The following is a 21,427-nucleotide window of genomic DNA, read 5'->3' as shown; positions in this document are numbered from 1 at the left end:
GAGATATGTTCGACGTCCAACGTGAAGAGCTGATCTGGGGCGACCGCAAGCTCGTCCTCGAGACCGGCAAGGTCGCCCGCCAGGCCGACGGCGCCGTCGTCGCCACCTACGGCGAGACCTCGGTCCTCGCCACCGTCGTGTCGGGGAAGGAGCCGAAGGCCGGCATCGACTTTCTGCCGCTGACCGTGAACTACCAGGAGCGCGCCTACGCCGCCGGCCGCATCCCGGGCGGCTACTTCAAGCGGGAGGGCCGTCCCTCCGAGAAGGAGACCCTGGTCTCCCGCCTGATCGACCGTCCGATCCGCCCCCTCTTCGTCGAGGGCTGGCGCAACGACACCCAGGTCGTCGTTACCGTCCTGACCCACGACCTCGAGAACGATCCCGACATCGTCGCCATGGTGGCGGCCTCCGCCGCCCTCACGCTCTCCGGCGTGCCCTTCATGGGCCCGATCGGCGCGGCCCGCGTCGGCTACCTCAACGGCGGCTACAAGCTGAACCCGGCCGTGACCGAGACCGACGAATCGACCCTCGACCTCGTCGTCGCCGGCACCCAGGACGCGGTCCTGATGGTCGAGTCGGAGGCGAAGGAGCTCTCCGAGGACGTGATGCTCGGGGCCGTGATGTTCGGCCACAAGCACTTCCAGCCCGTGATCGAGGCGATCATCCGCCTCGCCGAGAAGGCCGCCAAGGAGCCGCGCGACTTCTCCCCGCCGGAGAACGCCGACGTCGAGACGGCCGTCCTGGAGATCTGCGAATCCGAGCTGCGCGACGCCTACAAGAAGACCGTCAAGCAGGAGCGCTACGCCGCCGTCGACGCCGTGAAGGCGAAGGTCGTGGCCGCCCTCTGCCCGGTCGAGGGCGAGCAGAAGTTCGCCCCCGAGAAGGTCAAGGCCGCCTTCAAGGAGGCCCAGTCGAAGGTGGTCCGCTGGAACATCCTCGACACCGGCTCGCGCATCGACGGCCGCGACGTGAAGACCGTCCGCCCGATCGTCTCCGAGGTCGGCGTGCTGCCCCGCGCCCACGGCTCGGCCCTGTTCACCCGCGGCGAGACGCAGGCGCTCGTCGTCGCGACCCTCGGCACCGGCGAGGACGAGCAGTTCATCGACGCGCTGGAAGGCACCTACAAGGAGACCTTCCTGCTGCACTACAATTTCCCGCCCTATTCGGTGGGCGAGACCGGCCGGATGGGCTCCCCCGGCCGCCGCGAGATCGGCCACGGCAAGCTCGCCTGGCGCGCGATCCACCCGGTGCTGCCGCCGGCCCACGAGTTCCCGTACACGATCCGCGTCGTGTCCGAGATCACGGAGTCGAACGGCTCCTCCTCGATGGCCTCCGTCTGCGGCGGCTCGCTGTCGCTGATGGATGCGGGCGTGCCCCTGCGCCGCCCCGTCGCGGGCATCGCCATGGGCCTCATCCTCGAGGGCGAGCGCTTCGCGGTGCTCTCCGACATCCTCGGCGACGAGGATCACCTCGGCGACATGGACTTCAAGGTGGCCGGCACGGACGAGGGCATCACCTCGCTCCAGATGGACATCAAGATCGCCGGCATCACCGAGGAGATCATGAAGGTGGCGCTGGCCCAGGCCAAGGACGGCCGCGGCCACATCCTGGCCGAGATGGCCAAGGCCCTGACGGCGGCCCGGCCCGAGCTCGGCGAGTACGCGCCGCGCATCGAGACCATGCAGATCCCGACCGACAAGATCCGGGAAGTGATCGGCACCGGCGGCAAGGTGATCCGCGAGATCGTCGAGAAGACCGGCGCCAAGATCAACATCGAGGATACTGGCATCGTGAAGATCGCCTCCTCGGACGGCAAGGCGATCAAGGCGGCCTATAACTGGATCCGTTCGATCGTGGCCGAGGCCGAGCCGGGCATGATCTACGATGGCACCGTCGTGAAGACGATGGAGTTCGGCGCCTTCGTGAACTTCTTCGGCGCCAAGGATGGTCTCGTCCACATCTCGGAGCTCGCTGCCCAGCGGGTCGCCAAGGTCACGGATGTCGTCAAGGAAGGCGACAAGGTGAAGGTGAAGTTCCTCGGTCAGGACGACCGCGGCAAGATCCGCCTCTCCATGAAGGTCGTCGACCAGCAGACCGGCGAGGACCTCACCGAGAAGCTCAAGGCCGAGCGCGGTGACCGCGGCGACCAAGAGCCCCGCCGCGAGCGCGGCGAGCGCCGCAACGCCGGCGAGTAGGCTCCGGCCGAACCGACCCGACAGCAACGAAGCGCGGCCCCCCGGGCCGCGCTTTTTTCATGCGCGCGCGGGTCCGGTCGGACCGGTGCCGGTGCGATGCGGCACAGGGGCTCGGAACGCTGCCCGGGGCTTCGCGTTCGCACCGCGAGACTCGTTTCACAGGAGAGAACGCCCGATGGCGAATGCGATGATCCACGACATCTTCAGCGGTCAGCCGAACCTCACGACGACCGAGCGCGCCGTCTCGGTGGTGCTCGGGCTCGGCATCGCGGCCGCCGCCGCGCAGCCCCGGCCGAACAAGCTCCTCAGCCTCGCCGCCCTGATCGTCGGTGCCGGCCTCGCCATCCGGGGTGCCACGGGCCATTGCGCGGTCAAGGCCGCGGCCGACCAGCTCTGAGACGACGCCCAGATCCGGTCCCGCACAACGAAAGAGGGGCGCCTCGCGGCGCCCCTCTGCATGTCCGGACTTGCGTGAGAGCGTCAGAGCGTGGTGGTGCGGCTGCGGCCGGCGACGAAGCCGTAGATCGCCAGCACGACCACCGCGCCCACGATGGCGCCGATGAAGCCCGCCCCCTGATTTGGCCCGTACCAGCCGACGGCCTGGCCGATGAAGGTCGCCACGAAGGCGCCGACGATGCCCAGGATGGTGGTGAGGATGAAGCCGGACGGCTCGTTGTTCCCCGGCATGAGGAACTTGGCGATGACGCCGGCGATGAAGCCGATGATGATGGTCCCGATGATCGAAAACATGGCGCTAAGTTCCTGAGCTTCACTGTAAACTGCCCAATGAACGTGCCAACCGGGCCTTGGGTTGCGCCGCATCGTGAGAGTTTGTCGCAGTTCACGCCCTCGCGTGCGCGAGGCCGAGCCCGCGGCTTCCCCCTTTACGGCCGGGCGCATCCGGCGGCACAACGCGCCGGGCGGGTCCTTCGCGCCCGCATCCTCCAGAAAGCTCAAGGCGACCATGACGATCAAGCGCTTCGAACCCGGCCCGCGCATGAGCCAGGCGGTCACCCACGGCGACATGGTGTTCCTGGCGGGCCAGGTGGCGGCCGACACCGTGGGCACCGGGGTGACCGCCCAGACGCAATCGATCCTCGCCGAGATCGACCGGCTGCTCGCCGTCGCCGGCAGCGACAAGAGCCGCATCCTCGCCACCACCATCTACCTCGCCGACATGGCGACCTTCGCGGAGATGAACGCCGCCTGGGATGCCTGGGTCGACAAGGCGAACCCGCCGGCCCGCGCCACCGTCGAGGCCAGGCTCGCCGGGCCGGAATACCTCGTCGAGATCGTGGTCACCGCCGCCAAGCTGCCGGCCGGGGATGCTCCGTGAGGCGCCGTGCCCTCCTCGGCACCCTCGCTGCGCTGCTCGCGTCCCTCGCGGGCGCGCCCGCCGGGGCGCAGACGCCCGGGCGCGTCGTCAACATCTACAACTGGTCGGACTATATCGACCCGAAGGTGCTGGAGGACTTCACCCAGCAGACCGGCATCAAGGTCGTCTACGACACCTACGACAACAACGAGATCCTCGAGACGAAGCTGCTCGCCGGCCGTTCCGGCTACGACGTGGTGGTGCCCTCCGGCCCGTTCCTGCAGCGGCTGATCAAGGCGGGCGCCTTCCAGCCCCTCGACAAGGCCAAGATCCCGAACCTGACGCATGTCTGGCCCGAGATCGCCGGGCGCCTCGCCACCTACGATCCGGGCAACGCCTACGCGGTGGACTACATGTGGGGCACCACGGGTCTCGGGCTCAACCTCGCGGCGGTGCGCGAGCGCCTCGGCGCGTCGGCTCCCCTCAACACCTGGAACCTCGTCCTCAATCCCGCGAGCGCCAACAAGCTCAAGGATTGCGGGATCATGATGCTCGATTCCCCCGAGGATCTGATCCCCAGCATGCTGCCGGCCTACGGCCTCAAGGCGGATTCGAAGCGCTGGGACGACATCACCCAGGTCACCGACGCGCTCTACAAGGTACGGGGCGCGGTGCGGAAGTTCCACTCCTCGGAATACATCCAGTCCCTCGCCAACGGCGACCTCTGCGTCGCGGTCGGCTATTCGGGCGACGTGCTGCAGGCCAAGAAGCGCGCCGAGGAGGCCAAGAACGGCATCGAGATCGGCTACGTCATCCCGAAGGAGGGCGCGCTGATGTGGTTCGACGCCTTCGCGATCCCCAAGGATGCGCCCCACCCGGCGGAGGCCCACGCCTTCATCGACTATATGATGCGGCCCGAGGTGGCGGCGGCCAACACCAACTTCGTCTCCTACGCGAGCGGCAACCTGCCGGCGAAGAAGCTGGTGAAGCCCGAGATCCTGAACAATACCGGGATCTACCCGGACGAGGCGATGATGCAGCGCCTCTCGACCAACACGGCCTGGGACGACCGCACCCAGCGCTTCGTCACCCGGCTCTGGACGCGGGTTCGCACGGGCAAGTGAGCGGTGCCGCGCGCCCGTTCGGGTGAGCTTCGCGCCAGCGATTCCGCCGGGGGGCCGGCCTCTCTGGAACGTCCTGCTCCCTCTCCCGGGCCGGGAGAGGGAGCGTTCCTGCGGACAGGCTCCGGAACGCGAAGCCTGTCGCCCCTCGGCCGGGCCCCGGCTCGCCTCAGTCCTTCAGATCGGCCGGGACCTTGCCGCCGTTCTCCTCGAGCTTCTTGATCACCTGCTTGTGCAGCCAGATGTTCATCGAGGCCGAGTCGCTCTTGTCGCCGGTATAGTGCAACTCGTCAGCGAGCTGCTGGCGGGCATGCAAACTCGAGTCGAGGTCGAGCAGCTTCATCAGATCGACGATGGAGGTGCGCCAGTTCAGCGTCTGCGAGTTCTTCGCGGCCATGTCGTTGAGGACGGACTCGACGTCGACCGTGCCTCCGGTCGAGGCAGGAGCCGAGCCGGCGGATCCGGTGGTGGCCGTCGAGGCCGGGTTGCTCGATCCCCCCGCAGGGGCGGCGGACGAGCCCGAGGGCGCCGCCTCCGCCGAGCCACCGCCGAACGGGTGCAGGATCTTGCTGACGATGCTGCCGATGAGGCTCATGGCACAACTCCCTGATTGTCTGTCGTGGCCGCACGCGGCGACCGGCTGACAACGAGAGGCCGCGCGCGGGTGTTCCCCAGCGTCCTGGGTCCGACCAATTCACGGATCGACATTGGTATTTGAAGTTTTGCCCGCCTGTGGCATGGGGATGGCCGCTTCCCCGACCGGATCCCCACCGATGCGTCCGCCGCTCTCCGTCATCAAGACGTTCCTCACGGCTGCCGCCGGCCTGCTCCTGGCCAGCGCCGCGAGCGCCCAGACGGCGGCCGTCCCCGTGCGCATCGGCGTGATCCCGGTCATCGGCGCGGCCCCGATCTTCGTGGCGAACGGCGAGGGCTGGCTGAAGGAGGCGGGCCTTGCCCCGACCTTCACCACCTTCGAATCCGGCCCGAACATGATCCAGGCGCTGGCCTCCGGCACGATCGACATCTACGTCGCCGGCATCGCGCCCCTCGCGGTGGCGCGCACCAAGAACATCGACGTGCGGGTTGTCGCCGCCACCGCCATCGAGGAGATGGTGTTCGTGGCCGGTCCCAAGCTCGCCCCCTACTTCAAGGACGGAGCCGACAAGGCCGAGGCCTTCCGGGCCTTCCACGCCAAGGAGGGCCGGGCCGCGCGCCTCGCCACCCAGCCCCCGGGCTCGGTGCCGAACACCACCCTGCAGCACTGGCTCTGGCAGGTCGTGAAGACCGGCAAGGCCGACGCCGACATCGTCGCCATGGGCATCGACGCGACCCAGCAGGCTCTGCTCGCCGGCGCCGTCGACGGGGCCTCGATCCGCGAGCCGGCGCTCACCATCGTCCGGTCCCGCAACCCGGCGATGAAGCTCGTGGCCACCGGCGGCGAGATGTTCCCCGATCAGCCCGGCACCGTGGTGGGGGTCTTCGGCGCCTTCGCGGACAAGAATCCTGCGGCCGTCGAGGGGCTCGTGAAGGCCCTCGTGAAGGCGACCGATCTTCTCAGGAGCGACCCAGCGCGCGCCGCCGTGCCGGTCGAGCAGGCGCTCGGCAAGGGCATCACGGACGTCGCGACCATCCAGAAGGCCCTGTCGTCGCCGGCCGCCCGGTTCACCGTCGATCCCCGCGGGATCATCGAGGCGACCAAGAAGCTGCAGGCCTACCAGGTCAGCATCGGCACCCTCGAGAAGGACATCCCGGTGGACGGCCTGTTCGTGCCGAGCTTCTACGAGAAGGCGACCGCGCGCTGAGGCGCGCCGCACCGGCCCGATGAAATATCTCCGCTCGACGCTGCTCGCCGCGACCGGGCTCATCGCGTTCCTGGCCTTCTGGGAGGCGATGCCCCGTCTCGGCCTGATCAACCCGGCCTTCCTGCCGCCGCCGAGCACCCTGCCGACGGCCTTCCTGCGCGAGGTCTCCCTCGGAATCTGGCCGGAGGCCGTGATGTCGAGCCTCAGCCACTACGTCGCCGGCCTCGTGGTGGGCGCCGGCGCCGGGATCGGGCTCGGATTGCTGAGCGGCATGTTCCAGCCCTTCGAGGCCTTCACCGCCTGGATCGTGCGGCTGCTGCGCCCGATTCCCGGCCTCGCCTGGGTGCCCTTCGCCATCATCTGGTTCGGGGTGCAGCCCTCGGCGGCGGTGTTCATCATCGCCATCGGGGTGTTCTGGATCGTGTTCTTCGCGACCCAAGGGGCGGTCCGGCAGGTCGATCGCGACCTGATCGAGGTGGCGCAGGCCTTCGGCTTCCGCTCTCCCGTCAGCCGGCTCGTGAAGATCCTGCTGCCGGCCGCGACCCCGGGCATCCTCGTCGGTCTGCGCACGGCGCTCGGCCAGGCCTGGATGGCCGTGGTGGCGGCCGAGATCTTCGGCGTCGCGGGGGTCGGCCAGCGCATGATGCAGGCTTCGAGTCTCCTCTCCACCGACATCGTGGTCGTCTACATGCTGACCATGGCGGCGCTCTACGGGCTGTTCGACACGGCCTTCGTGGCCCTGCAGGGCTGGCTCCTGCGCTGGCGGGCGTGAGACCCATGACCGATCGACCCGGCGGCAGCCCCATCATCGACATCCGCGGCCTGAGCCTCGCCTACGAGCGCGGCGGCACGCGCAACATCATCCTGGCCAATCTCGACCTCAGCATCGCGCGGGGCGAGTTCCTGGTGATCGTGGGCGAGTCCGGCGTCGGCAAGTCCACCCTGCTGCGGGTGCTGATCGGGCTGGCCAAGCCCTCCTCCGGCAAGGTCCGGCTCGACACCCGGCCCGGCTGCCGCACCCCGATGGCGCTGGTGTTTCAGGATGCGCGGCTGCTGCCCTGGCGCCGGGTCGTCGACAACGTCGCCTTCGGGCTCGAGGGCTCCGGCCTGTCGCGCGCCGCGCGCCGGGCCAAGGCCGCCGAGATGCTCGTCCTCGTGGGCCTCGCCGACCTCGCCGGCCGCTGGCCGCACCAGCTCTCGGGCGGGCAGCGCCAGCGCGTCGCCATCGCCCGGGCGCTCGCGGTGGAGCCCGACGTGCTGCTGATGGACGAGCCCTTCTCGGCCCTCGACAGCTTCACCCGCGAGGGGCTGCAGGACGAGTTGCAGCGCATCCAGGCGCAGACGGGCAAGACCGTCCTGTTCGTCACCCACGACATCGACGAGGCGGTGACGCTCGCCGACCGGGTGGTGGTGCTGGCCGGCAGCCCGGGCCGGATCGCCGCGGAGGTCAGGCTCGACCTGCCCCGCCCCCGCCAGCGCCGCGCCGCGGCCCTGACGGAGGCGGCGCGTCACCTGCGGGCCGAGCTGTCGAGGCGCTCGGCCGAGCTCTGAGCCTCCGTCGCCTCCGTGGGATCGGCGAGGAACTCGGCCAGATAGCCCTTCCAGAGGTTGGCGAAGCGCAGCGACTGGTGGCCGTGGGTGTCGGACGAGGTCGGCACCAAGACGAAGCGTCCGTCCTTCACCTTGGCGACCGCGGCGTTCATCACGTCGAGCTGGGGCGGGTTCAGCTCGTCGTCGGCGAAGTTGACCGCCAGCACCTTGGCGCTGATGCGCCCGAGCTCGGCGAAGGGGTCGTAATCGTAGGAGGAATCGAACCAGTACATCCAGTCGTTGGCGTCGGCCCTATTCTCGTAGGAGGCGACGAGCTTGTCGTAGAGCGCGTCCGCGGCGGCCCGGGTCGGGGCCTGCTTCTGCTGGCCGAGCACGCTCTCGGTCATGATATTGAAGATCGGCAGGATGTGCCCGAAATTTCTCGGCTGCGACGTGTACTCGCCATTCTTCCAGTCCGGATCGGTGCGGATGCCCTCGATCAGGAGGCGCCGCCACAGGGCGTTGCGCCCGCTCACGGGAATCGGCTGGCTCGCCACCGGCATGATCAGGTCCATCATTCCGGGGTAGCGCTCGCCCCACATCCAGGCCTGCATGCCGCCCATCGAGGTGCCGAGCACGAGGCGCAGGTGCTTGATGCCGAGGGCCTCGGCCACGACCCGGTGCTGGCCCTCCACCACGTCGGCGTAGCCGTAGCGGGGGAACCGCGCCCGCAGCCCGTCCGAGGGCTTCGTCGAGCCCCCCCGTCCGAGCCCGTCGGGGAGGATGACGAAGTACCGGCGCGCATCGAGGGGCGCGCCCTCCCCGAACAGCTCCGGGCCGAGCCCCGGATTGAGGAAGCTCTTGCCGGTTCCGGTGGTGCCGTGCAGCGCCAGCACGGCGTTGTCGATCTCGCCCCGGGCGTTCCGGTGCGGCGTGCCCAGGGTGGTGTAGTGCAGCACCACCGGCAGCGTCTCGCCGGTGCTGAAGCGGAAATCCTTGACCACATGGTCGGCTTCGCGCTGCTCCGGAAAGCTGGCCGGTGCCGCGATGGCCGCCGCGACGACCCCGAGAAAGAGCGTGGTGGCGAGCGCTGCGCGCGCGAGCCCCGACCGGATTGCGCCCGTCACCGGACGCGCCATCGTCGCGTGGTCCTGCCTCGTCATCGATATTCCTCCCTGCCCGCGCCCGAAGGCGTCCTCGCCGCTCCTGGCCCGGTGCGGAGCGAGCCGGTCTTACGTGCCGGCCGGCGCATCAAGGCAAGGGATCGCCCCGCGGTCAAATGGCGGGAGACGATGGGCGGCGCAGGGTCACCTCAGCCCTCGGCGAGCGCCTGCAGCAGGGAGAGGCACCGGCGCCGGGCATTCGGATCCCCGATGCGCAGGAACGCCGCCAGCACGGCCGCGCATTCCACTTCCGTCGGGGGCGTGTGCCCGGCTCGCAGCGCGTGGCCGTAGAGATCGGCCAGCGGCATATCCAGAGCCTCGGCGATCCGATGCAGCAGGTGCAGCCGATCCGCCTGAGGCGGGACCGCCTCGGTGGGCAGCGCGTTGCCGGCATCCGCCATGAGAGTTCCTCGTCGATCTTGCCTGCCGCAGCGATACCCGGTCGAGGCCGGCGGTCAAGTCGATTGTCCGCGATCGAGTTTTCGTGTTCGGGAGGCTTCGACGCGGCCCGACACCGCTCGATCAGGGGCCGGCGGTCGCCAGGACCAGGGCTTGGCCGGCGAGTGCGGCGGCCCCGAGGAAGCGCCGCCACGGGTTGACGCCGCGCAGGAGCTCGTCGATGGCCCACCACGCGAGGCTCGCACCCGCAATGAGGCGCAGGGCCCAGGCGACCGTGCCGGGCGGGTTCAGGATCCAATCCGCGAGGCTCGTCCCGGCGAACAGCCACAGGGGAAGGTTCGGCCATTGCGCGACTGTGATCGCGCCGGTCCGGCGGTCGCGGAAGGCCCAATCGATGGCCCGCCGCAGACCGCCGTGCGTCGCGGGATCAGGCCCCATCGGCCTGACGGATCGGAGCGCAGATCTGCGGGCTCACCTTGTCGAGATGCACGCAGGCATGGTCGCGGTACCACGCGCGCAGCTCGGGCTGCGAGGGCGCGACGTACATGGCCACGAGCACGAAGCCGGCCGCCACGAGGATCAGGAGGAGGAGGATGTTGCGCATGTCAGAACTCCGATGGAACACGGGTTCCGTAGCCCGCCGGGGCTGAACGGCGCCAGACTTGGCGGCGCGAGTCCGGGCCGGGCTCCTGCCCCCTTCACATGAAATGGCCCGCTCGCCGGTTCGGCGAGCGGGCCTTTGGCCTCGGGAAGGCCGCGGTTGTTGAGACCTGCCTGCACAACCCTTCATTCCTGGTGAAGTTCCCGCGCCCCGGTCGCTTTCGAAATTCCGCGCCGGGCGGAATGCCTAAGATTTCGTCGGCTCTGTTCCGAGAAATGCGGGCATGTCGGCGAAACCCGTGACGAAACGCACGGCGACATCGCGCGGAAACAGCGAAGATCTAGTCGTCGCCGGGACCGGACGGAGCCCGAGGACGGGGCCGCCGAAGACAGAACGTTTCGAGGATGCCATGAGCGAGCGGATCGAGGACCTGAAATTCATCGCCACCCTGGCTTTCGTGGTCCTCTGCGGCAGCGGCCTCGGCGCCGTCCTGGGCTGACGCGTCAGGCCGGGCGGGCGCCGGCTCCCCGTGCGTAGGCGCGGCGCAGCGCCTTGAGGGCCTCCGAATCCTGCCGGGACGCGGCCGCCTGCACCGTTGCCGGCCGGTGCGCCGTTGCGGGCCGCGCCGCGAGGGTCCGCGGCGGCATCGCCCGCCGTCCCGAGATCTGGGCCTTGCCGGGGGATATGGGCCCTGCACTGACCGGATTGCCGGATTTCAGGAACGTCTTGAGCCCGACGGCCTTCGCGCGTCGCTCGGCCCGCATCAGAACCAGCCCGAGGCCGAGGCCGGCGAACCCGGCCAGCTCGAGACCGATCGCGATCACGTAACCAGGGGCCATCTCGTCCCATCCCGCCGAACGCCGTGGGCCGACTCGCTCAAGCCCCATAGATCTCGGTTTCGGCCAACGTGGTTACCTGAGCGTTAAGCCGTCCGGCGGCGCAATGCCCGGTCCTGTTTCGCTGCGGCACAGCAAGGCGTCGCCCGCCGTCGAAACCGAGAGGCAACCCGATCGACCGAGGCGTCGCGCCTGACGTCTCCCAGGCAACGACCGCCCCGCGCGGGGCGGTCGACGTGACGCCTCAGTCCCGCTTTGCGGGATGGTGGACCTTCGGGGCAGCCCAGGCCTGGGCCATCGCCTTGGCGGCTTGCTTGGTGAGCTTCATGGGTCGGATCTCCGTCCGCCCCCGCCTGTTCCATATGGGTCCTCGACGGTTCGGCCGAAAGGCGCTCGCGCGACGCCCCTCGGGCGGCCCCGCGGGGCGCCGCTCCGGCCCATGCTCGATACCCAGAGGGGCCGCCGGACCCGCACCGGTCCGTAGCCGAACAAGTTGTGCCGCGGCGCGACTTCGTACAGTGAAGTCCAGACTTGTCCGCCGCAGTAAACTGCCTCAGACATTCGCGCATGGCTCATCGCCGCCAACCCGAATCAAGAGGTTGCGCATGTATTCGGAACTCGATCGAGCGCGACAAGGGTTCAACCGCAGCCAGGAAGCTTTCGCGGAGCTGGAAACGCGCCGGCCCGAGGATCCTTTGGACGCATCACGACACGACGCGCTCATGCATCTCGCGCGGCTTCGGGTCTACATCGCTCTGGGCCGTGTGGCGGAACTCGAGCGAAGTACCCATGCCCACCGCGCCTGCGAGGACGTGCCCACCCGCCACCTGTTTCGATGAGCGCGTGCGGGCGCGGGCCTGCTCCGGGCCGATCTCCCGATATCCCGACCCTGCTCTGCAACTGACCGCGAGGCGCCTCGGCCCCTCCGGGATCGGCGGGCTCGCGCCTGCGCCGAACTGAGCCCGAACTCAACCGTGTCAGGCAAAGCCTCCTGCGGGAAGGCCCGTCGGCATGCACGCGATGTGTGATCCTGCTGGAGGCGAGAGCGTGCCGAACACCCTGATTCTCTGTCGCTACAATCCCGGGCGCGGCGGGCACGCGCCGAGCTACCTCCGCGACGCATTCCTGGACGTGATCGAGGATCTGCCGCGCTGGCAGCCCGGCATGCTGGAGCCGATCGCGGAGGTGCATGAGCGGGCCGTGCCGCTCTCCGTCCTGTGCGGCCTCCTGTGGAACTGCCCCGATCTCCTGCCCGGGCTCGAAGCCTGCGAGGTCGAGCGGCTGACCGGGCGCCAGGTCAGCACCTACGCGTCGGCGGCGCGCGCCACCAAGGCGATGCTGCGCCGTCGCGTCGGCGACGGGGCGTCGGGCGACCCGTGCGTCGCATCCGCGACCGCGACGGAGATCTGAAGGCGCGCGCGTCCGCAGGTCCTGCCCGCCGGGCGCGGCTTGTCGGCGGGGGCCGGCGGGCCCACGATGGGAACGACCGCAGCGACGCCGCCCGGGAACGCGTCCCGCCGGCATCGACGCGGTGCCCTCTCAGCGGAGCCGATGCGCGTCATGAGCCCGATCAGGAAACTCGCCCGTATCCTCACCGATGAGGTTCACGGGGCCTTCCACATCACGCTGGAGGCGGAGAACGGAGAGACCTTCCAGGTCTGCGCGACCGAGACGCAGGTTCAGGATCTGATCGTGGAGCTGGATGCGCTGATCGGCGACGACGCGGACGAGGAGGATGAGCTGACCGAGCGCAAGGAGCTCGGCGACGAGTGACGCCGGCTCGGCGCGCCTCGGGACGCAGGCTTTGCCGCGTGCGCCCCGGATGCGGCCCCGAGGCTCTGTGAGGGACCTCACAGAGCCTGCGCCTCCCGGGGCCTACAGCGCAGCATCGAACACGCTCAGGGGCCCACGATGGCGCGCGGTCCGAGTCACGCCGCGATCTGGACGCGGGATCTGCACGGGTTGATGGGCGCGGCGCCCGGCGCCGTGCTCCCAATCCTCGCGGAGGGAGGCTGGCAGATGGTGGACAAGGCCGAGATGAGGGCGGCATCGGCTGCGGGCGCCGCCGATGCCCGCGCGGGACACGAGAAGCGCGACTACGTGGTCTGGGCCTTCGTCGCGCTCGCCGCGAGCTGCACCGTCGTCTGGGCCGGCCTGACGGGCTGGATCGTCTGGCGGATGCTGGCGATCTGAGGCGCCCGTCTCGATTCACGCCGGCGCGTCCATCGCGGCCGTCAGTTCCAGGTGTGCAGGACCGTCCGCCACTCGTTGCCCTGGCGCTCCATCACGTTGACCCAGTTCCCCTCGAAGGTCTTCTTCGCGCCGCCTTCCCCGGGCCCGGTCATCGACCAGCGGCCGGTCAGGACCATCAGGTTGTCCTTCGGCGTGGCCGCATTGACGGTGGTCTTGTGGCTGTCGAACCCCTTGGCCTTGAGGCCTGCGAAGAAGGATTGGATGCCCGCGCCGTTCACCGGAGCGCCCTTCGGGATTACCGTGGCGTCCGGGGTGTAGAGCTTGCCGAGGCCCTCCATATCGCCCGAATTGTAGGCCTGATCCCATCGGTCGGCCGCCGTCTGGGCATCGGACTTCGTATCGGCGAGGCCGAGAGCCGGCCATCCCAAGGTGGACAGGAACAGAGTTGCGGCCACGGCCGTCATGCACCATGAGGGACGGGAGGTCATGGAAGTCTCCGATCGATGCGTTTCGAGATCGCGGGGAGCGATACTGATTTGCTTCGTTGCATTTGAAAAGTGAACCCTGTGATCTCGTCGTGAGACGTACCGCGATGCGCCGATCGTCAGAGCCATGATCGAGGCCCGATCTCTGGAATCTCGAGATCGGCGGCACATTGCGAACGTGCGGCCGGGCCACAATCTGCTCAGGGACATCCGGCCCGGTCACCATCCTGATCGCTGATCTCCGGACGACGGCGGTCTCCGCTCGATCAATTTGGTAGTACAGCCCGCGCACTACATCGTCTGCTTCGTGGTGGGGCGGCTGATCTTCTGCTTTCCTGGGCCCCGGGCGTACGCGCAGGCGGCGAGGACACGAGATGGCAAAGCAGATTGGCCCCGATCGACCGATCTGGCCGCCCGTGCCCGAACCGGACGCTCCCAAGCCTCATGCCGCCACGCTCGCCCCGCCGTCCAGGGATGCCGCCAGGATCCACCTGCAGCGCTGCACTCTGCTACAGGAGACCTTCGCCTCCTCGGTGAAGCTCATCGCGAAGTCGGCCGAACTGCACTGACCTCTCGCGCGCGGAGCACGGCCCTGGCGCCGTGGCATGCGGCGGATCTGGTCGATATTCTCGCTCGACAGGTCGATGTAGATCTGGCGGCTGTCGCGTTCGGGTGGCACCGCGCGGCGCGCGGCCTGTTCGGGGCTGACCATCGGCGCTCCGGGAGTGAGGCCCGCATTTCCCGTCCTGTTGGCGAGATCGTCCTGGATCGTTGTCCGGGAGGGGGCGTGCCGCCACATCCCTCGCAGATCGGCGTGGTCCTGGATTGCCACAGGCCGTTGGTCCGCTCCTCCACGGATTCGGAGCGCTCGCGATGGGCCGAGACGAGCTGAAAGGCATCGAGATCCTTCTGCTGCTTCGATTCAGGCGCCGCGCGAAGCTCGTTCAGCCGCGTATCATCCTGTATTTGAGCAATCACCGGACTGCTTGCGAGCGATAACAGCGTGATTGACACGATCAATCTCGTGGTTTGCTCCATTTTAGAGTCGACCACGCGCATGCATGCTGTTTCAGAGCAATGCTATACGCTCGATATCCTGTGTTGATCACCTCGGATGGAAGCTTGCGCCGGGCGGATTCGCCCGCCCCGGTCCTGTGGGGCTCAGGCATCCGCCGGCGCAGCCCGATCAGCGTGAGGAGGCCGGCATCCGACGTTCCGGAGCGAGCGTGAGCTGCCGGACGCGCGGCGGCACCGCCCCCGTTACGGAATCTCGATCGAACGCAGCAGGACCCCGGACTCGCTGCGGATCTCGAGGTTCCATCCCCCGATCACATCCGACATGTCGCCCTGCCGTCGGAGCTCCTCGATGGCCGACAAGGCCTCGGCTTGCGCTTCCTCGATATCCTCGGCCAACGCTCCGACCGGGTCCTCGATGACGTCCTGTGCACTGACCAGTCGGAAATGAAACCGTTGCGGCATACCGTGGCGCGCTCTCGAGATGGGCAAGCTGCGTTGCTGGGCAAGATGACGCTCCGGCCGTCGCCATCAAACAGGCATCCGGACGCACCTGTAAAGCTTTCCTTCGGAGGTCACCGCGTGCCGCTTCGGAGCAAACGGGCTAGGCGTGGGCGGTGATTCAGCCGCGCCCCGAAACCCGTCGGGAGGCATCGGGTTCAGGCCGCGCCCGCTTTCCCGCGCGTCATTGCGTGGAGGCCTGCGAAGCCTCCGCGCAGGTGTGATCGAGGAGGAGTTCGCCCGCGAAGCTGCCGGACGCCCGGTTAGCCAGCACGATGAAGCCCGGCGCAGGATCGTCGCGCGCCGTGCTGAAGACCGCGATACCCACCGCCCGCAGATCGGTCGATTTCCCGGGCAGATGCGTCAGTGCCGCGAAGGGGTTGAAGCCGTCCACATCGGCCGCCCGCACGCGCATCGCGAAGAAGCGGCGCCCCTGGAGCGCGATGGGAAACGTCGTCCAATTGTCCCTCACGGCCTGCCCATGGCGGAGAAGCGCCGTGCGCACCCGCGGTTCGATGCAGTCGACGTGGATGTGCAACTGGTCCTGGCTGCGCCCGCCCGCGGAATTGACCGCCATCCCGACCCGATCGAGGGGCAGGCGCCCCTTCAGGGCTTCCGTGACGAGGGGCCGCGCTGCCAGGGCGGCGCGCCAATACGCGTTTCCGGCGGAGCGCTGAAGCTGGGGCGCCTCGATGCCGGAAACGTCGTCGGTCGGCATGACGACGAGATGGGTCGCGGCACCCGGCGCGCGCAGGACGGCGGCGCCCGGACGATCCTTGTCGCCGAGATCGACGCTGAGGCAGGGAAACATGCGCCCGGTCGCCTTCTTGGCAAGGATGCAGCCCTGCAGAGCTGCCCAGAGCACGTTGCGTGACGGATTGGGAACGGCCTGGGCCGGCGAGGCAACCCAGGCTGCGCTGGCCAGGAGCACGGACAGCCATGCGGTTGCTCTCACGTCGTTTCACCCTTCGAGCGCGGGCCGCTGCCGGATCCGGCCCATCCGAAACTGGTGCGACGGGCGCTTCACCGCAAGGCTGCCGCGCTTGGCCGTACCCGCACAGGTTGGACTGAGATTATTCGCCCACAATCAGAAGTAAAGCGTGCATGGGTATTGTTCTTCGAACAGGCCTTCCGGATCGAATTAAGCATAGGTGCCACGAATCAAAATCCGCCGCATTATATTTGCGGATCACACGAGCGGACGTGCTATCCAGGGCGTATCGATAGTGCAATCGCTCGGTATGGCGCTGCTGAACATGCGATCAGATGACAGCCGGGATCCGCGTAGTGCTGAGACCCTGGTGTATTCCGAAGATGGAACGCGCGGCTCCGGTCAGCCACACATCATCTACATCGACGAGGAGGCGCCGTCCGGCAGATCGCGCGGCCTGTTCAGGTTCGGGCTGATCAAGCTGATGCTGGTCGCGGGGTTTCCCCTGGCGTTCCTGGCTGGGCCCTATCTGGTGGAGTGCCGACCGGGCTCGAGCGGCGGCTTGGCCGTCGATCTCTTCCGCAAGGCCGTCTGCGCCCGGAGGGAGCTGACGGACAACGCCCTCACGGGTCAAAAGGGGTTCGAGGCGATCTCGTCCGTGCTGAGGGGCATCTGATCCCACGTCGATCAGTTCGCGTGCCGGTCACGGCCATCATGATCAGGGTCCAGGAACCATTCGACTAGAGTATCGGACGATGAACAGATCGGGAAATCTGGCAATTGGCGAAGACCTGACCAACCGGCGCCTCGCGATCAAGCCTGGCCTGGACGACGATCCGATCGAGGCGAGGCGGGGCACGTCCGAGTCGATGCCCACCACGGGTGCTCCGTCCTTCTCGCGGCCGGAAGTCCCCGACGTCGTCGTGGTCCGCAGGAGGTCGCGGGCCGCCGCGGGCCGGTCGGGGAGGACCGAGGGTGGGTTGAAGCTCGGCTGGAAGTCCTGGCTGCTGATCCAGATCGCCTGCGTGGCGATCGTCTTCGCGATCGTGCTGATCTGGCCGGTTTCACAGGCATGCCGCCGGATCGAGGCCGAGCGCGGCTTCTACTGGGGCGATTCCTACGAGCAATGCGTCAAGAGGGGCGTCTCCGAGCGCTGGAACAGCTTCGACCAGCGCGTGAAGATGCTGGTGCGCCGGTCCGGCCCGAGTTCCTGATCGAGCGCGACGGGCAGGCCCGGCGACCCGCATTGCGTGGTCCCCGGGCGGGATCCGCGTCAGGCTCCGCCTATTCCATGTGCTTGGTGATCGCGATCGTGAAGCTCTGGCCCTTCGTCGAGGATCCGGCGACGGCCTCGACGCGCACCGTGTCGGTGACGTCGCTCTCCGGTCCAGCCCGATAAGACAACCCGAGGGCTGGGATCTTCTTGTCGGGACAAACCTTCGAGTCCGCCTTCAGGCTGAGCGCCACGAGCTTCACCGTGAGGGTCCCGCGCGCGGGCGGCGCCGTGATGCGCAGGTCCGGCGCCGGCAGGCCCGAACAGGCTTCGTTGACGTTGGCGTAGACGCCGAGCTGCACCTCCTGGCCGGCAGCAGCCTTCACGACGCGTTCGCCGCCCTGGGGTGAATCCTGAGCCGTTGCCGGCATGAGGCCCAAGAGACAAGCCCAGACGCCGCACCCGATCGCCCTGTCCCGCATCCTCACTCTCCCCGATCGCCGGCCCCTACCCGTCGGCCCCTGCCCCATCGGCCGATCCGCACCGCTCTCGACCGCGTCCGGTCCGGGATCGCCGTCCGGCATCCTCGGTGGGCCTCCGCATCCGCCTGAGATGCCGACGGGGATCCGGCCGGTCGGTTGCCCCATCGCGACGTCGGCCATGGGTGCCGCCGAGCACCGGGAGCGAAGCCTCGGGCAGCGTCGATCGATGGGAAGCCCGCTGCGACGAGGGCGGTCGACGCTAGCTTGCCGGCCAACGTTGCAGGAGCTCGATCCGAACGGCGTCCGGTCCGTCGATGAAGATCACCCGGAGGCCGGGACGCACATCCGTGATGCCTGACACGATCGGCACGTTTCTGGAGCGCAGCTCGGCCAGGGTGGCCTCGATGTCGTCGACGGCGAGGCCGATATGCTCGATGCCGAGATGCGGCGGTTCCGGTGACGGCCCGATCCCCTCCGGGCCTGCTCGATGAACAGCAGCAACCCGCCGAGGTCGATCGTCACGCGGCTCACCACCGGGGATCCATCGCGACCGATCTCCCGGGCGCCGAAGGTCTCGACGTAGAAGCGCGCGGCCGCGACCGCATCCCGGCTGCGCAGGTGAACATGATCGCAGCGGTAGTGCATCCCTGGGGGCTCCGTGATCCGGTCGGGGTTCGGCGATGGCCAGCGTAGGGCCGAACACCGGCCGGAGCCAGCGCGTTCGAAGCCGCCTTCCGGGCCAGCAGGACCGGGGGCTTGGCCGGGCGGCGTCACAGTCGCGCGGCCAGCACCTCCGCCAGGGTGATGCTGCGCCCGGCCTCCCGCGACAACCGCAGCAGCGTGGACTGGCGAAAGCGCGGGTCGGCCGTGACCTCCTGGCCGAGCCATCCGGGCAGCTCGATCGCCTGCGCCTCGTGCTCCAGCTCCACCTCCGCCAGGACCATCCCGGACAGGGCGCCCGCATACACGTCCACCTCCCAGGTCAGCCCGGCATGCGGCACGCAGTGGCGGGTCTTCTCGATCAGGCAGGTGTCGCAGACCATGGCGAGCATGGCCTCCGCGTCGGATCGCGGGATCTCGTACTCGAATTCCGGCCGGGCGAGTCCGACGCGCTCGCCCTTGATCGTCAGCCAGGCGCGCGTCTCGTCGAGCCGCACCCGCACCTTGCCGCTCGCGAACTGCCCGACGAGCCCGTCCCTGAGCTGGCGCCGGCTGACGACACCCGCCCGCCAGCCCTCGTGGGCGACCAGGAACTTACGCTCGACCTCGAACCGCATCACACGCCCTGTCCTGGACGACGAGCATGCCCGCCCGCATCCTTCAGCGCGCAGCGGCATAGGGCAACACCGGCGCGCGCGCCATCGCGGTGAATGCCCGAACCGGCATGCGGCGCGGACGGCGCCCGCGTGTTTCGCCGGGCATGCCACGGAACGCGGCTGCCGCACCGCAGGTGCGGCGGCCCCGCCGCCGGATGCCGAGCGGCCGATCGCGCGAGCCTGGGCATGCTGGTGCGAATGTTCTCCGTGGATTCGTTTCGGGATGAAGAAATTCGCGCGCCATCGCGATTTTGAAAATTGCATTTCATTGACGCTGTGCGCTCAAGAAGAGATGGTTAGACTGCAAGTTAGAGGGTGGTCGCTTCCGATTTAGCCTCTGATGCGGTCGATGCACTGAAGCGATTTGTAGCCTGCCGGATGTTCGATTCGGGCTGCACCACCGAGCGCATGCCCATCCTGGGCCTCCCCCTCGCCGTCCCCGGAGCGCCGCGATGTCGCATGGTCATGTTCACCCCGGCCTCCTCCCGCAGCTCTCCGCCTGGATCGCCGGTCGCGGCGCGGCGGCCCCGGCGCGTCCGCACGAACTCCATCCCCTCCCCGACGCCGCCTTCCTGCTGCCGACCGGAGCGCTCCTCAGCCACGCTTGGCTCGCGCCTCATCCCCTCCATCCAACGGCGCCGGGGGGGCAGTGCCCGCAAGGCGGTGCCGTTCCTCCCGAGATGCCCGCGGGAATCGTCCGACGAGGTCTGCCATGACGCGATGCACACCGACGCGCCGCGCCCTGATCGGGCTCGCGGCCGCCCTCCTGGCGATTGCGGCGAGCCCCGCCTTCGCGGACAAGCCCCTGCGCATCGGCGCCACCGCGGGGCCGGTCGGCCGCACCCTCGCCTTCGCGGCGGACCTCGCCCGCAAGCAGGGCCAGACCGTCGAGATCGTCGAGTTCACCGATTGGGTGACGCCGAACGAGGCGGTGGCCGACCGCGACATCGACGCCAACCTGTTCCAGCACGTGCCCTACCTGCAGGCCGCCATCAAGGCGCGGGGCTACCGGCTGGTGCCGGTCGCGGGGGCGATCGTGCTGCCGGTCGGCCTGTTCTCCAAGACGCTGAAATCCCTCGATCAGGTGCCCGCCGGGGCCTCGGTCGCGATCGCCAACGATCCCGTCAACGCGGCCCGCGGCCTTCGCCTCCTCCAGGCCGCCGGCCTCCTGACGCTGAAGCCCGGTATCGGCGACGAGGCCTCCATCGCCGACATCGTCGAGAACCCGAAGCGCCTGCGCATCCTCGAACTCGACGCCGCGCAATTGCCCCGTGCCCTCGACGACGTGGCGCTGGCGCAGGTCAGCTTCACCTACCTGATCGCCTCGGGCGGCGATCCGAAGAGCTCCCTCATCACCGACGGGGCGGGCGACCGGCGCTACACGCTGAGCTTCGTCGCGCGCCCCGACAACCGGGACGACCCGCGGCTCGCGGCCTTCATCCGGACCTACCGCTCGCCCGAGGTGAAAGCCTTCATCGAGCAGAGCTACCAGGGATATCTCGAGCCGGCCTGGTAGGTGCCCCGGGGCGCTACCAGCTCGTCAGGACCGTGCCCCCGAAGGTCTTCTCGATGAAGGCCTTCGTCTCCGGCGTGCGGTAGCTCTCCACCAGCGCCTTCACCCAGGGCTTGTCCTTCTCGGACGTCTTCACCGCCAGCACGTTCACGTAAGGGCCCTTCGGCGCCTCCTTGAGGATGGCGTCGGCGGGCTTGAGGCCGGCGGGCGTCGCGTAGTTGGTGTTGATGGCCGCGGCATCCACGTCCTCCAGGGCGCGAGGCGTCTGCGCCGCCTCGACCTCGATGAAGCGGAGGTTGCGCGGGTTTTCCACGATGTCGGCCACCGTCGGCTTGAAGCCCGTGCCGGGCTTGAGCTTGATCACCCCCTTGTCCTGCAGGAGCAGGAGCGAGCGGCCGCCATTCGTCGGATCGTTCTGGATCGCGATCGTGCCGCCCTTCGGCACGGCGTCGAAGCTCGCATGGCGCCGCGAGTAGATGCCGAGGGGGAAGTTCACCGTGAGGGCCACGGACTCGATGGCGTAGCCGCGATCCGCCTTCTGGTTGTCGAGGAAGGGCTGATTCTGGAACGAGTTCGCCTCGATCTCACCGGCCGAGAGCGCCTCGTTCGGCACCACGTAATCCGAGAACTCGATGATCTTGAGATCGAGGCCGTTCCGCGCGGCGATCGGCTTCACCGCCTCCAGGATCTGCGCGTGCGGCCCCGGCGTCGCGCCGATCCGCACGAGCTTCAGGGCGTCGGCCCAGGCGGAGGCGGCGGGCGCGGCGCCCAGGAGAGCGGCGAGGATGAGGGCGCGCAGCATGGCGGGTCGGTCTTC

Annotated in this window: 29 protein-coding genes; 14 read left to right on the top strand and 15 right to left on the bottom strand. The window is 68.8% G+C overall.

Annotation, left to right across the window (positions count from 1 at the left end; genetic code table 11):
- The first annotated feature begins 5 nt into the window (after positions 1-5).
- Together pnp and F6X51_RS18320 are read left to right on the top strand one after the other, a co-directional pair.
- Positions 6-2,195, top strand: coding sequence for a polyribonucleotide nucleotidyltransferase (gene pnp, locus F6X51_RS18325; protein WP_150965118.1), 2,190 nt, complete (start codon positions 6-8; stop codon positions 2,193-2,195).
- Positions 2,196-2,370: 175 nt separating this feature from the next.
- Positions 2,371-2,592, top strand: coding sequence for a YgaP family membrane protein (locus tag F6X51_RS18320; RefSeq protein WP_150965117.1), 222 nt, complete (start codon positions 2,371-2,373; stop codon positions 2,590-2,592).
- 83 nt (positions 2,593-2,675) lie between these two features.
- On the opposite strand, the gene F6X51_RS18315 is transcribed toward F6X51_RS18320, so the two are convergent.
- Positions 2,676-2,945 (bottom strand): GlsB/YeaQ/YmgE family stress response membrane protein, encoded by a 270-nt coding sequence (locus F6X51_RS18315; RefSeq protein ID WP_109895320.1) that lies wholly within the window; start codon positions 2,943-2,945, stop codon positions 2,676-2,678.
- Between the two features lie 214 nt (positions 2,946-3,159).
- Here F6X51_RS18315 and F6X51_RS18310 point away from each other — a divergent pair, with 214 nt between their 5' ends.
- Positions 3,160-3,531, top strand: a complete 372-nt coding sequence (locus tag F6X51_RS18310; RefSeq protein WP_150965116.1) for a RidA family protein — start codon at positions 3,160-3,162, stop codon at positions 3,529-3,531.
- Positions 3,528-4,634, top strand: coding sequence for a polyamine ABC transporter substrate-binding protein (locus F6X51_RS18305; RefSeq protein WP_150965115.1), 1,107 nt, complete (start codon positions 3,528-3,530; stop codon positions 4,632-4,634). Before F6X51_RS18310 ends, F6X51_RS18305 begins: the two co-directional genes overlap by 4 nt.
- A gap of 166 nt (positions 4,635-4,800) precedes the next feature.
- Here the strand turns inward: F6X51_RS18305 and F6X51_RS18300 are convergent, their stop codons facing one another.
- The gene (locus F6X51_RS18300) at positions 4,801-5,226 is read right to left on the bottom strand and encodes a DUF3597 domain-containing protein (RefSeq protein WP_150965114.1); all 426 of its coding nucleotides are present in this window, start codon (positions 5,224-5,226) and stop codon (positions 4,801-4,803) included.
- A gap of 178 nt (positions 5,227-5,404) precedes the next feature.
- On the opposite strand from F6X51_RS18300, the gene F6X51_RS18295 reads away from it, so the two are divergent.
- Genes F6X51_RS18295 through F6X51_RS18285 form a run of 3 tightly spaced genes read left to right on the top strand, consistent with a single transcriptional unit; the run spans position 5,405 to position 7,984 of the window.
- On the top strand, positions 5,405-6,433 hold the full coding sequence (locus F6X51_RS18295) for an ABC transporter substrate-binding protein (protein WP_150965113.1): 1,029 nt from the start codon (positions 5,405-5,407) through the stop codon (positions 6,431-6,433).
- Positions 6,434-6,452: 19 nt separating this feature from the next.
- Positions 6,453-7,205: an ABC transporter permease gene (locus tag F6X51_RS18290; RefSeq protein WP_150965112.1), complete on the top strand. Its 753-nt coding sequence runs from the start codon at positions 6,453-6,455 to the stop codon at positions 7,203-7,205.
- Between the two features lie 5 nt (positions 7,206-7,210).
- The gene (locus F6X51_RS18285) at positions 7,211-7,984 is read left to right on the top strand and encodes an ABC transporter ATP-binding protein (RefSeq protein ID WP_150965111.1); all 774 of its coding nucleotides are present in this window, start codon (positions 7,211-7,213) and stop codon (positions 7,982-7,984) included.
- On the opposite strand, the gene F6X51_RS18280 is transcribed toward F6X51_RS18285, so the two are convergent.
- The 5 genes from F6X51_RS18280 to F6X51_RS18265 all read right to left on the bottom strand — a co-directional run bounded on the left by F6X51_RS18280 (position 7,942) and on the right by F6X51_RS18265 (position 10,965).
- A complete protein-coding gene (locus tag F6X51_RS18280) occupies positions 7,942-9,126 on the bottom strand; it encodes an alpha/beta fold hydrolase (RefSeq protein WP_246696880.1) in 1,185 nt (394 codons plus the stop codon). The genes F6X51_RS18285 and F6X51_RS18280 overlap by 43 nt on opposite strands.
- A gap of 149 nt (positions 9,127-9,275) precedes the next feature.
- Positions 9,276-9,527, bottom strand: coding sequence for a hypothetical protein (locus F6X51_RS18275; protein WP_150965110.1), 252 nt, complete (start codon positions 9,525-9,527; stop codon positions 9,276-9,278).
- Between the two features lie 121 nt (positions 9,528-9,648).
- Complete coding sequence (locus F6X51_RS18270; RefSeq protein WP_246696879.1) at positions 9,649-9,963, bottom strand: hypothetical protein; 315 nt, start codon at positions 9,961-9,963, stop codon at positions 9,649-9,651.
- Positions 9,953-10,129 carry a hypothetical protein gene (locus F6X51_RS28010; protein ID WP_191970164.1) on the bottom strand — a complete coding sequence of 59 codons (177 nt, stop codon included), beginning with the start codon at positions 10,127-10,129 and terminating at the stop codon, positions 9,953-9,955. Before F6X51_RS28010 ends, F6X51_RS18270 begins: the two co-directional genes overlap by 11 nt.
- A 500-nt stretch (positions 10,130-10,629) precedes the next feature.
- Complete coding sequence (locus F6X51_RS18265; protein ID WP_150965109.1) at positions 10,630-10,965, bottom strand: hypothetical protein; 336 nt, start codon at positions 10,963-10,965, stop codon at positions 10,630-10,632.
- A 602-nt stretch (positions 10,966-11,567) separates the two neighbouring features.
- Between F6X51_RS18265 and F6X51_RS18260 the strand changes: the two genes are divergently transcribed.
- From F6X51_RS18260 to F6X51_RS18245, 4 genes are all read left to right on the top strand, one after another.
- Positions 11,568-11,801 (top strand): hypothetical protein, encoded by a 234-nt coding sequence (locus tag F6X51_RS18260; RefSeq protein ID WP_150965108.1) that lies wholly within the window; start codon positions 11,568-11,570, stop codon positions 11,799-11,801.
- Between the two features lie 208 nt (positions 11,802-12,009).
- Positions 12,010-12,372, top strand: coding sequence for a hypothetical protein (locus F6X51_RS18255; protein ID WP_150965107.1), 363 nt, complete (start codon positions 12,010-12,012; stop codon positions 12,370-12,372).
- A 150-nt stretch (positions 12,373-12,522) separates the two neighbouring features.
- A complete protein-coding gene (locus tag F6X51_RS18250; RefSeq protein WP_150965106.1) occupies positions 12,523-12,735 on the top strand; it encodes a hypothetical protein in 213 nt (70 codons plus the stop codon).
- 138 nt (positions 12,736-12,873) lie between these two features.
- The gene (locus F6X51_RS18245; RefSeq protein ID WP_150965105.1) at positions 12,874-13,155 is read left to right on the top strand and encodes a hypothetical protein; all 282 of its coding nucleotides are present in this window, start codon (positions 12,874-12,876) and stop codon (positions 13,153-13,155) included.
- Positions 13,156-13,196: 41 nt separating this feature from the next.
- Here F6X51_RS18245 and F6X51_RS18240 read toward each other — a convergent pair whose 3' ends face one another.
- From F6X51_RS18240 to F6X51_RS18225, 4 genes are all read right to left on the bottom strand, one after another.
- A complete protein-coding gene (locus F6X51_RS18240; RefSeq protein WP_246696878.1) occupies positions 13,197-13,643 on the bottom strand; it encodes a YybH family protein in 447 nt (148 codons plus the stop codon).
- Positions 13,644-14,082: 439 nt separating this feature from the next.
- Complete coding sequence (locus F6X51_RS18235; protein WP_150965104.1) at positions 14,083-14,352, bottom strand: hypothetical protein; 270 nt, start codon at positions 14,350-14,352, stop codon at positions 14,083-14,085.
- A gap of 548 nt (positions 14,353-14,900) precedes the next feature.
- Complete coding sequence (locus F6X51_RS18230) at positions 14,901-15,119, bottom strand: DUF6894 family protein (RefSeq protein ID WP_150965103.1); 219 nt, start codon at positions 15,117-15,119, stop codon at positions 14,901-14,903.
- Positions 15,120-15,339: 220 nt separating this feature from the next.
- Positions 15,340-16,110, bottom strand: a complete 771-nt coding sequence (locus F6X51_RS18225) for a CDP-diacylglycerol diphosphatase (RefSeq protein WP_150965102.1) — start codon at positions 16,108-16,110, stop codon at positions 15,340-15,342.
- 286 nt (positions 16,111-16,396) lie between these two features.
- On the opposite strand from F6X51_RS18225, the gene F6X51_RS18220 reads away from it, so the two are divergent.
- Together F6X51_RS18220 and F6X51_RS18215 are read left to right on the top strand one after the other, a co-directional pair.
- Positions 16,397-16,762 carry a hypothetical protein gene (locus F6X51_RS18220; RefSeq protein WP_150965101.1) on the top strand — a complete coding sequence of 122 codons (366 nt, stop codon included), beginning with the start codon at positions 16,397-16,399 and terminating at the stop codon, positions 16,760-16,762.
- A gap of 79 nt (positions 16,763-16,841) precedes the next feature.
- Positions 16,842-17,300 carry a hypothetical protein gene (locus tag F6X51_RS18215; protein ID WP_150965100.1) on the top strand — a complete coding sequence of 153 codons (459 nt, stop codon included), beginning with the start codon at positions 16,842-16,844 and terminating at the stop codon, positions 17,298-17,300.
- Positions 17,301-17,370: 70 nt separating this feature from the next.
- On the opposite strand, the gene F6X51_RS18210 is transcribed toward F6X51_RS18215, so the two are convergent.
- The 3 genes from F6X51_RS18210 to F6X51_RS18200 all read right to left on the bottom strand — a co-directional run bounded on the left by F6X51_RS18210 (position 17,371) and on the right by F6X51_RS18200 (position 19,058).
- Positions 17,371-17,685: a hypothetical protein gene (locus F6X51_RS18210; RefSeq protein WP_150965099.1), complete on the bottom strand. Its 315-nt coding sequence runs from the start codon at positions 17,683-17,685 to the stop codon at positions 17,371-17,373.
- 355 nt (positions 17,686-18,040) lie between these two features.
- Positions 18,041-18,484 carry a VOC family protein gene (locus F6X51_RS18205; RefSeq protein WP_246696877.1) on the bottom strand — a complete coding sequence of 148 codons (444 nt, stop codon included), beginning with the start codon at positions 18,482-18,484 and terminating at the stop codon, positions 18,041-18,043.
- Between the two features lie 67 nt (positions 18,485-18,551).
- Positions 18,552-19,058, bottom strand: a complete 507-nt coding sequence (locus tag F6X51_RS18200) for a CYTH domain-containing protein (RefSeq protein WP_150965098.1) — start codon at positions 19,056-19,058, stop codon at positions 18,552-18,554.
- 751 nt (positions 19,059-19,809) lie between these two features.
- Between F6X51_RS18200 and F6X51_RS18195 the strand changes: the two genes are divergently transcribed.
- A complete protein-coding gene (locus F6X51_RS18195) occupies positions 19,810-20,613 on the top strand; it encodes a MetQ/NlpA family ABC transporter substrate-binding protein (protein WP_150965097.1) in 804 nt (267 codons plus the stop codon).
- A gap of 13 nt (positions 20,614-20,626) precedes the next feature.
- Here F6X51_RS18195 and F6X51_RS18190 read toward each other — a convergent pair whose 3' ends face one another.
- Positions 20,627-21,412 (bottom strand): MetQ/NlpA family ABC transporter substrate-binding protein, encoded by a 786-nt coding sequence (locus F6X51_RS18190; RefSeq protein ID WP_150965096.1) that lies wholly within the window; start codon positions 21,410-21,412, stop codon positions 20,627-20,629.
- Positions 21,413-21,427 lie beyond the last annotated feature (15 nt).

The organism is Methylobacterium planeticum, from assembly GCF_008806345.1.
Lineage (GTDB): Bacteria > Pseudomonadota > Alphaproteobacteria > Rhizobiales > Beijerinckiaceae > Methylobacterium > Methylobacterium planeticum.
This window is presented reverse-complemented; position numbering and strand designations above follow the sequence as displayed.

Bases quoted from the DNA above. Each gene is read 5' to 3' on its own strand.
- pnp (WP_150965118.1), top strand. From the start codon at position 6: ATGTTCGACGTCCAACGTGAAGAGCTGATCTGGGGCGACCGCAAGCTC.
- F6X51_RS18320 (WP_150965117.1), top strand. From the start codon at position 2,371: ATGGCGAATGCGATGATCCACGACATCTTCAGCGGTCAGCCGAACCTC.
- F6X51_RS18315 (WP_109895320.1), bottom strand. From the start codon at position 2,945: ATGTTTTCGATCATCGGGACCATCATCATCGGCTTCATCGCCGGCGTC.
- F6X51_RS18310 (WP_150965116.1), top strand. From the start codon at position 3,160: ATGACGATCAAGCGCTTCGAACCCGGCCCGCGCATGAGCCAGGCGGTC.
- F6X51_RS18300 (WP_150965114.1), bottom strand. From the start codon at position 5,226: ATGAGCCTCATCGGCAGCATCGTCAGCAAGATCCTGCACCCGTTCGGC.
- F6X51_RS18295 (WP_150965113.1), top strand. From the start codon at position 5,405: ATGCGTCCGCCGCTCTCCGTCATCAAGACGTTCCTCACGGCTGCCGCC.
- F6X51_RS18290 (WP_150965112.1), top strand. From the start codon at position 6,453: ATGAAATATCTCCGCTCGACGCTGCTCGCCGCGACCGGGCTCATCGCG.
- F6X51_RS18285 (WP_150965111.1), top strand. From the start codon at position 7,211: ATGACCGATCGACCCGGCGGCAGCCCCATCATCGACATCCGCGGCCTG.
- F6X51_RS18280 (WP_246696880.1), bottom strand. From the start codon at position 9,126: ATGACGAGGCAGGACCACGCGACGATGGCGCGTCCGGTGACGGGCGCA.
- F6X51_RS18275 (WP_150965110.1), bottom strand. From the start codon at position 9,527: ATGGCGGATGCCGGCAACGCGCTGCCCACCGAGGCGGTCCCGCCTCAG.
- F6X51_RS18270 (WP_246696879.1), bottom strand. From the start codon at position 9,963: ATGGGGCCTGATCCCGCGACGCACGGCGGTCTGCGGCGGGCCATCGAT.
- F6X51_RS28010 (WP_191970164.1), bottom strand. From the start codon at position 10,129: ATGCGCAACATCCTCCTCCTCCTGATCCTCGTGGCGGCCGGCTTCGTG.
- F6X51_RS18265 (WP_150965109.1), bottom strand. From the start codon at position 10,965: ATGGCCCCTGGTTACGTGATCGCGATCGGTCTCGAGCTGGCCGGGTTC.
- F6X51_RS18260 (WP_150965108.1), top strand. From the start codon at position 11,568: ATGTATTCGGAACTCGATCGAGCGCGACAAGGGTTCAACCGCAGCCAG.
- F6X51_RS18250 (WP_150965106.1), top strand. From the start codon at position 12,523: ATGAGCCCGATCAGGAAACTCGCCCGTATCCTCACCGATGAGGTTCAC.
- F6X51_RS18245 (WP_150965105.1), top strand. From the start codon at position 12,874: ATGGCGCGCGGTCCGAGTCACGCCGCGATCTGGACGCGGGATCTGCAC.
- F6X51_RS18240 (WP_246696878.1), bottom strand. From the start codon at position 13,643: ATGACCTCCCGTCCCTCATGGTGCATGACGGCCGTGGCCGCAACTCTG.
- F6X51_RS18235 (WP_150965104.1), bottom strand. From the start codon at position 14,352: ATGGTCAGCCCCGAACAGGCCGCGCGCCGCGCGGTGCCACCCGAACGC.
- F6X51_RS18230 (WP_150965103.1), bottom strand. From the start codon at position 15,119: ATGCCGCAACGGTTTCATTTCCGACTGGTCAGTGCACAGGACGTCATC.
- F6X51_RS18220 (WP_150965101.1), top strand. From the start codon at position 16,397: ATGGCGCTGCTGAACATGCGATCAGATGACAGCCGGGATCCGCGTAGT.
- F6X51_RS18215 (WP_150965100.1), top strand. From the start codon at position 16,842: ATGAACAGATCGGGAAATCTGGCAATTGGCGAAGACCTGACCAACCGG.
- F6X51_RS18200 (WP_150965098.1), bottom strand. From the start codon at position 19,058: ATGCGGTTCGAGGTCGAGCGTAAGTTCCTGGTCGCCCACGAGGGCTGG.
- F6X51_RS18195 (WP_150965097.1), top strand. From the start codon at position 19,810: ATGACGCGATGCACACCGACGCGCCGCGCCCTGATCGGGCTCGCGGCC.
- F6X51_RS18190 (WP_150965096.1), bottom strand. From the start codon at position 21,412: ATGCTGCGCGCCCTCATCCTCGCCGCTCTCCTGGGCGCCGCGCCCGCC.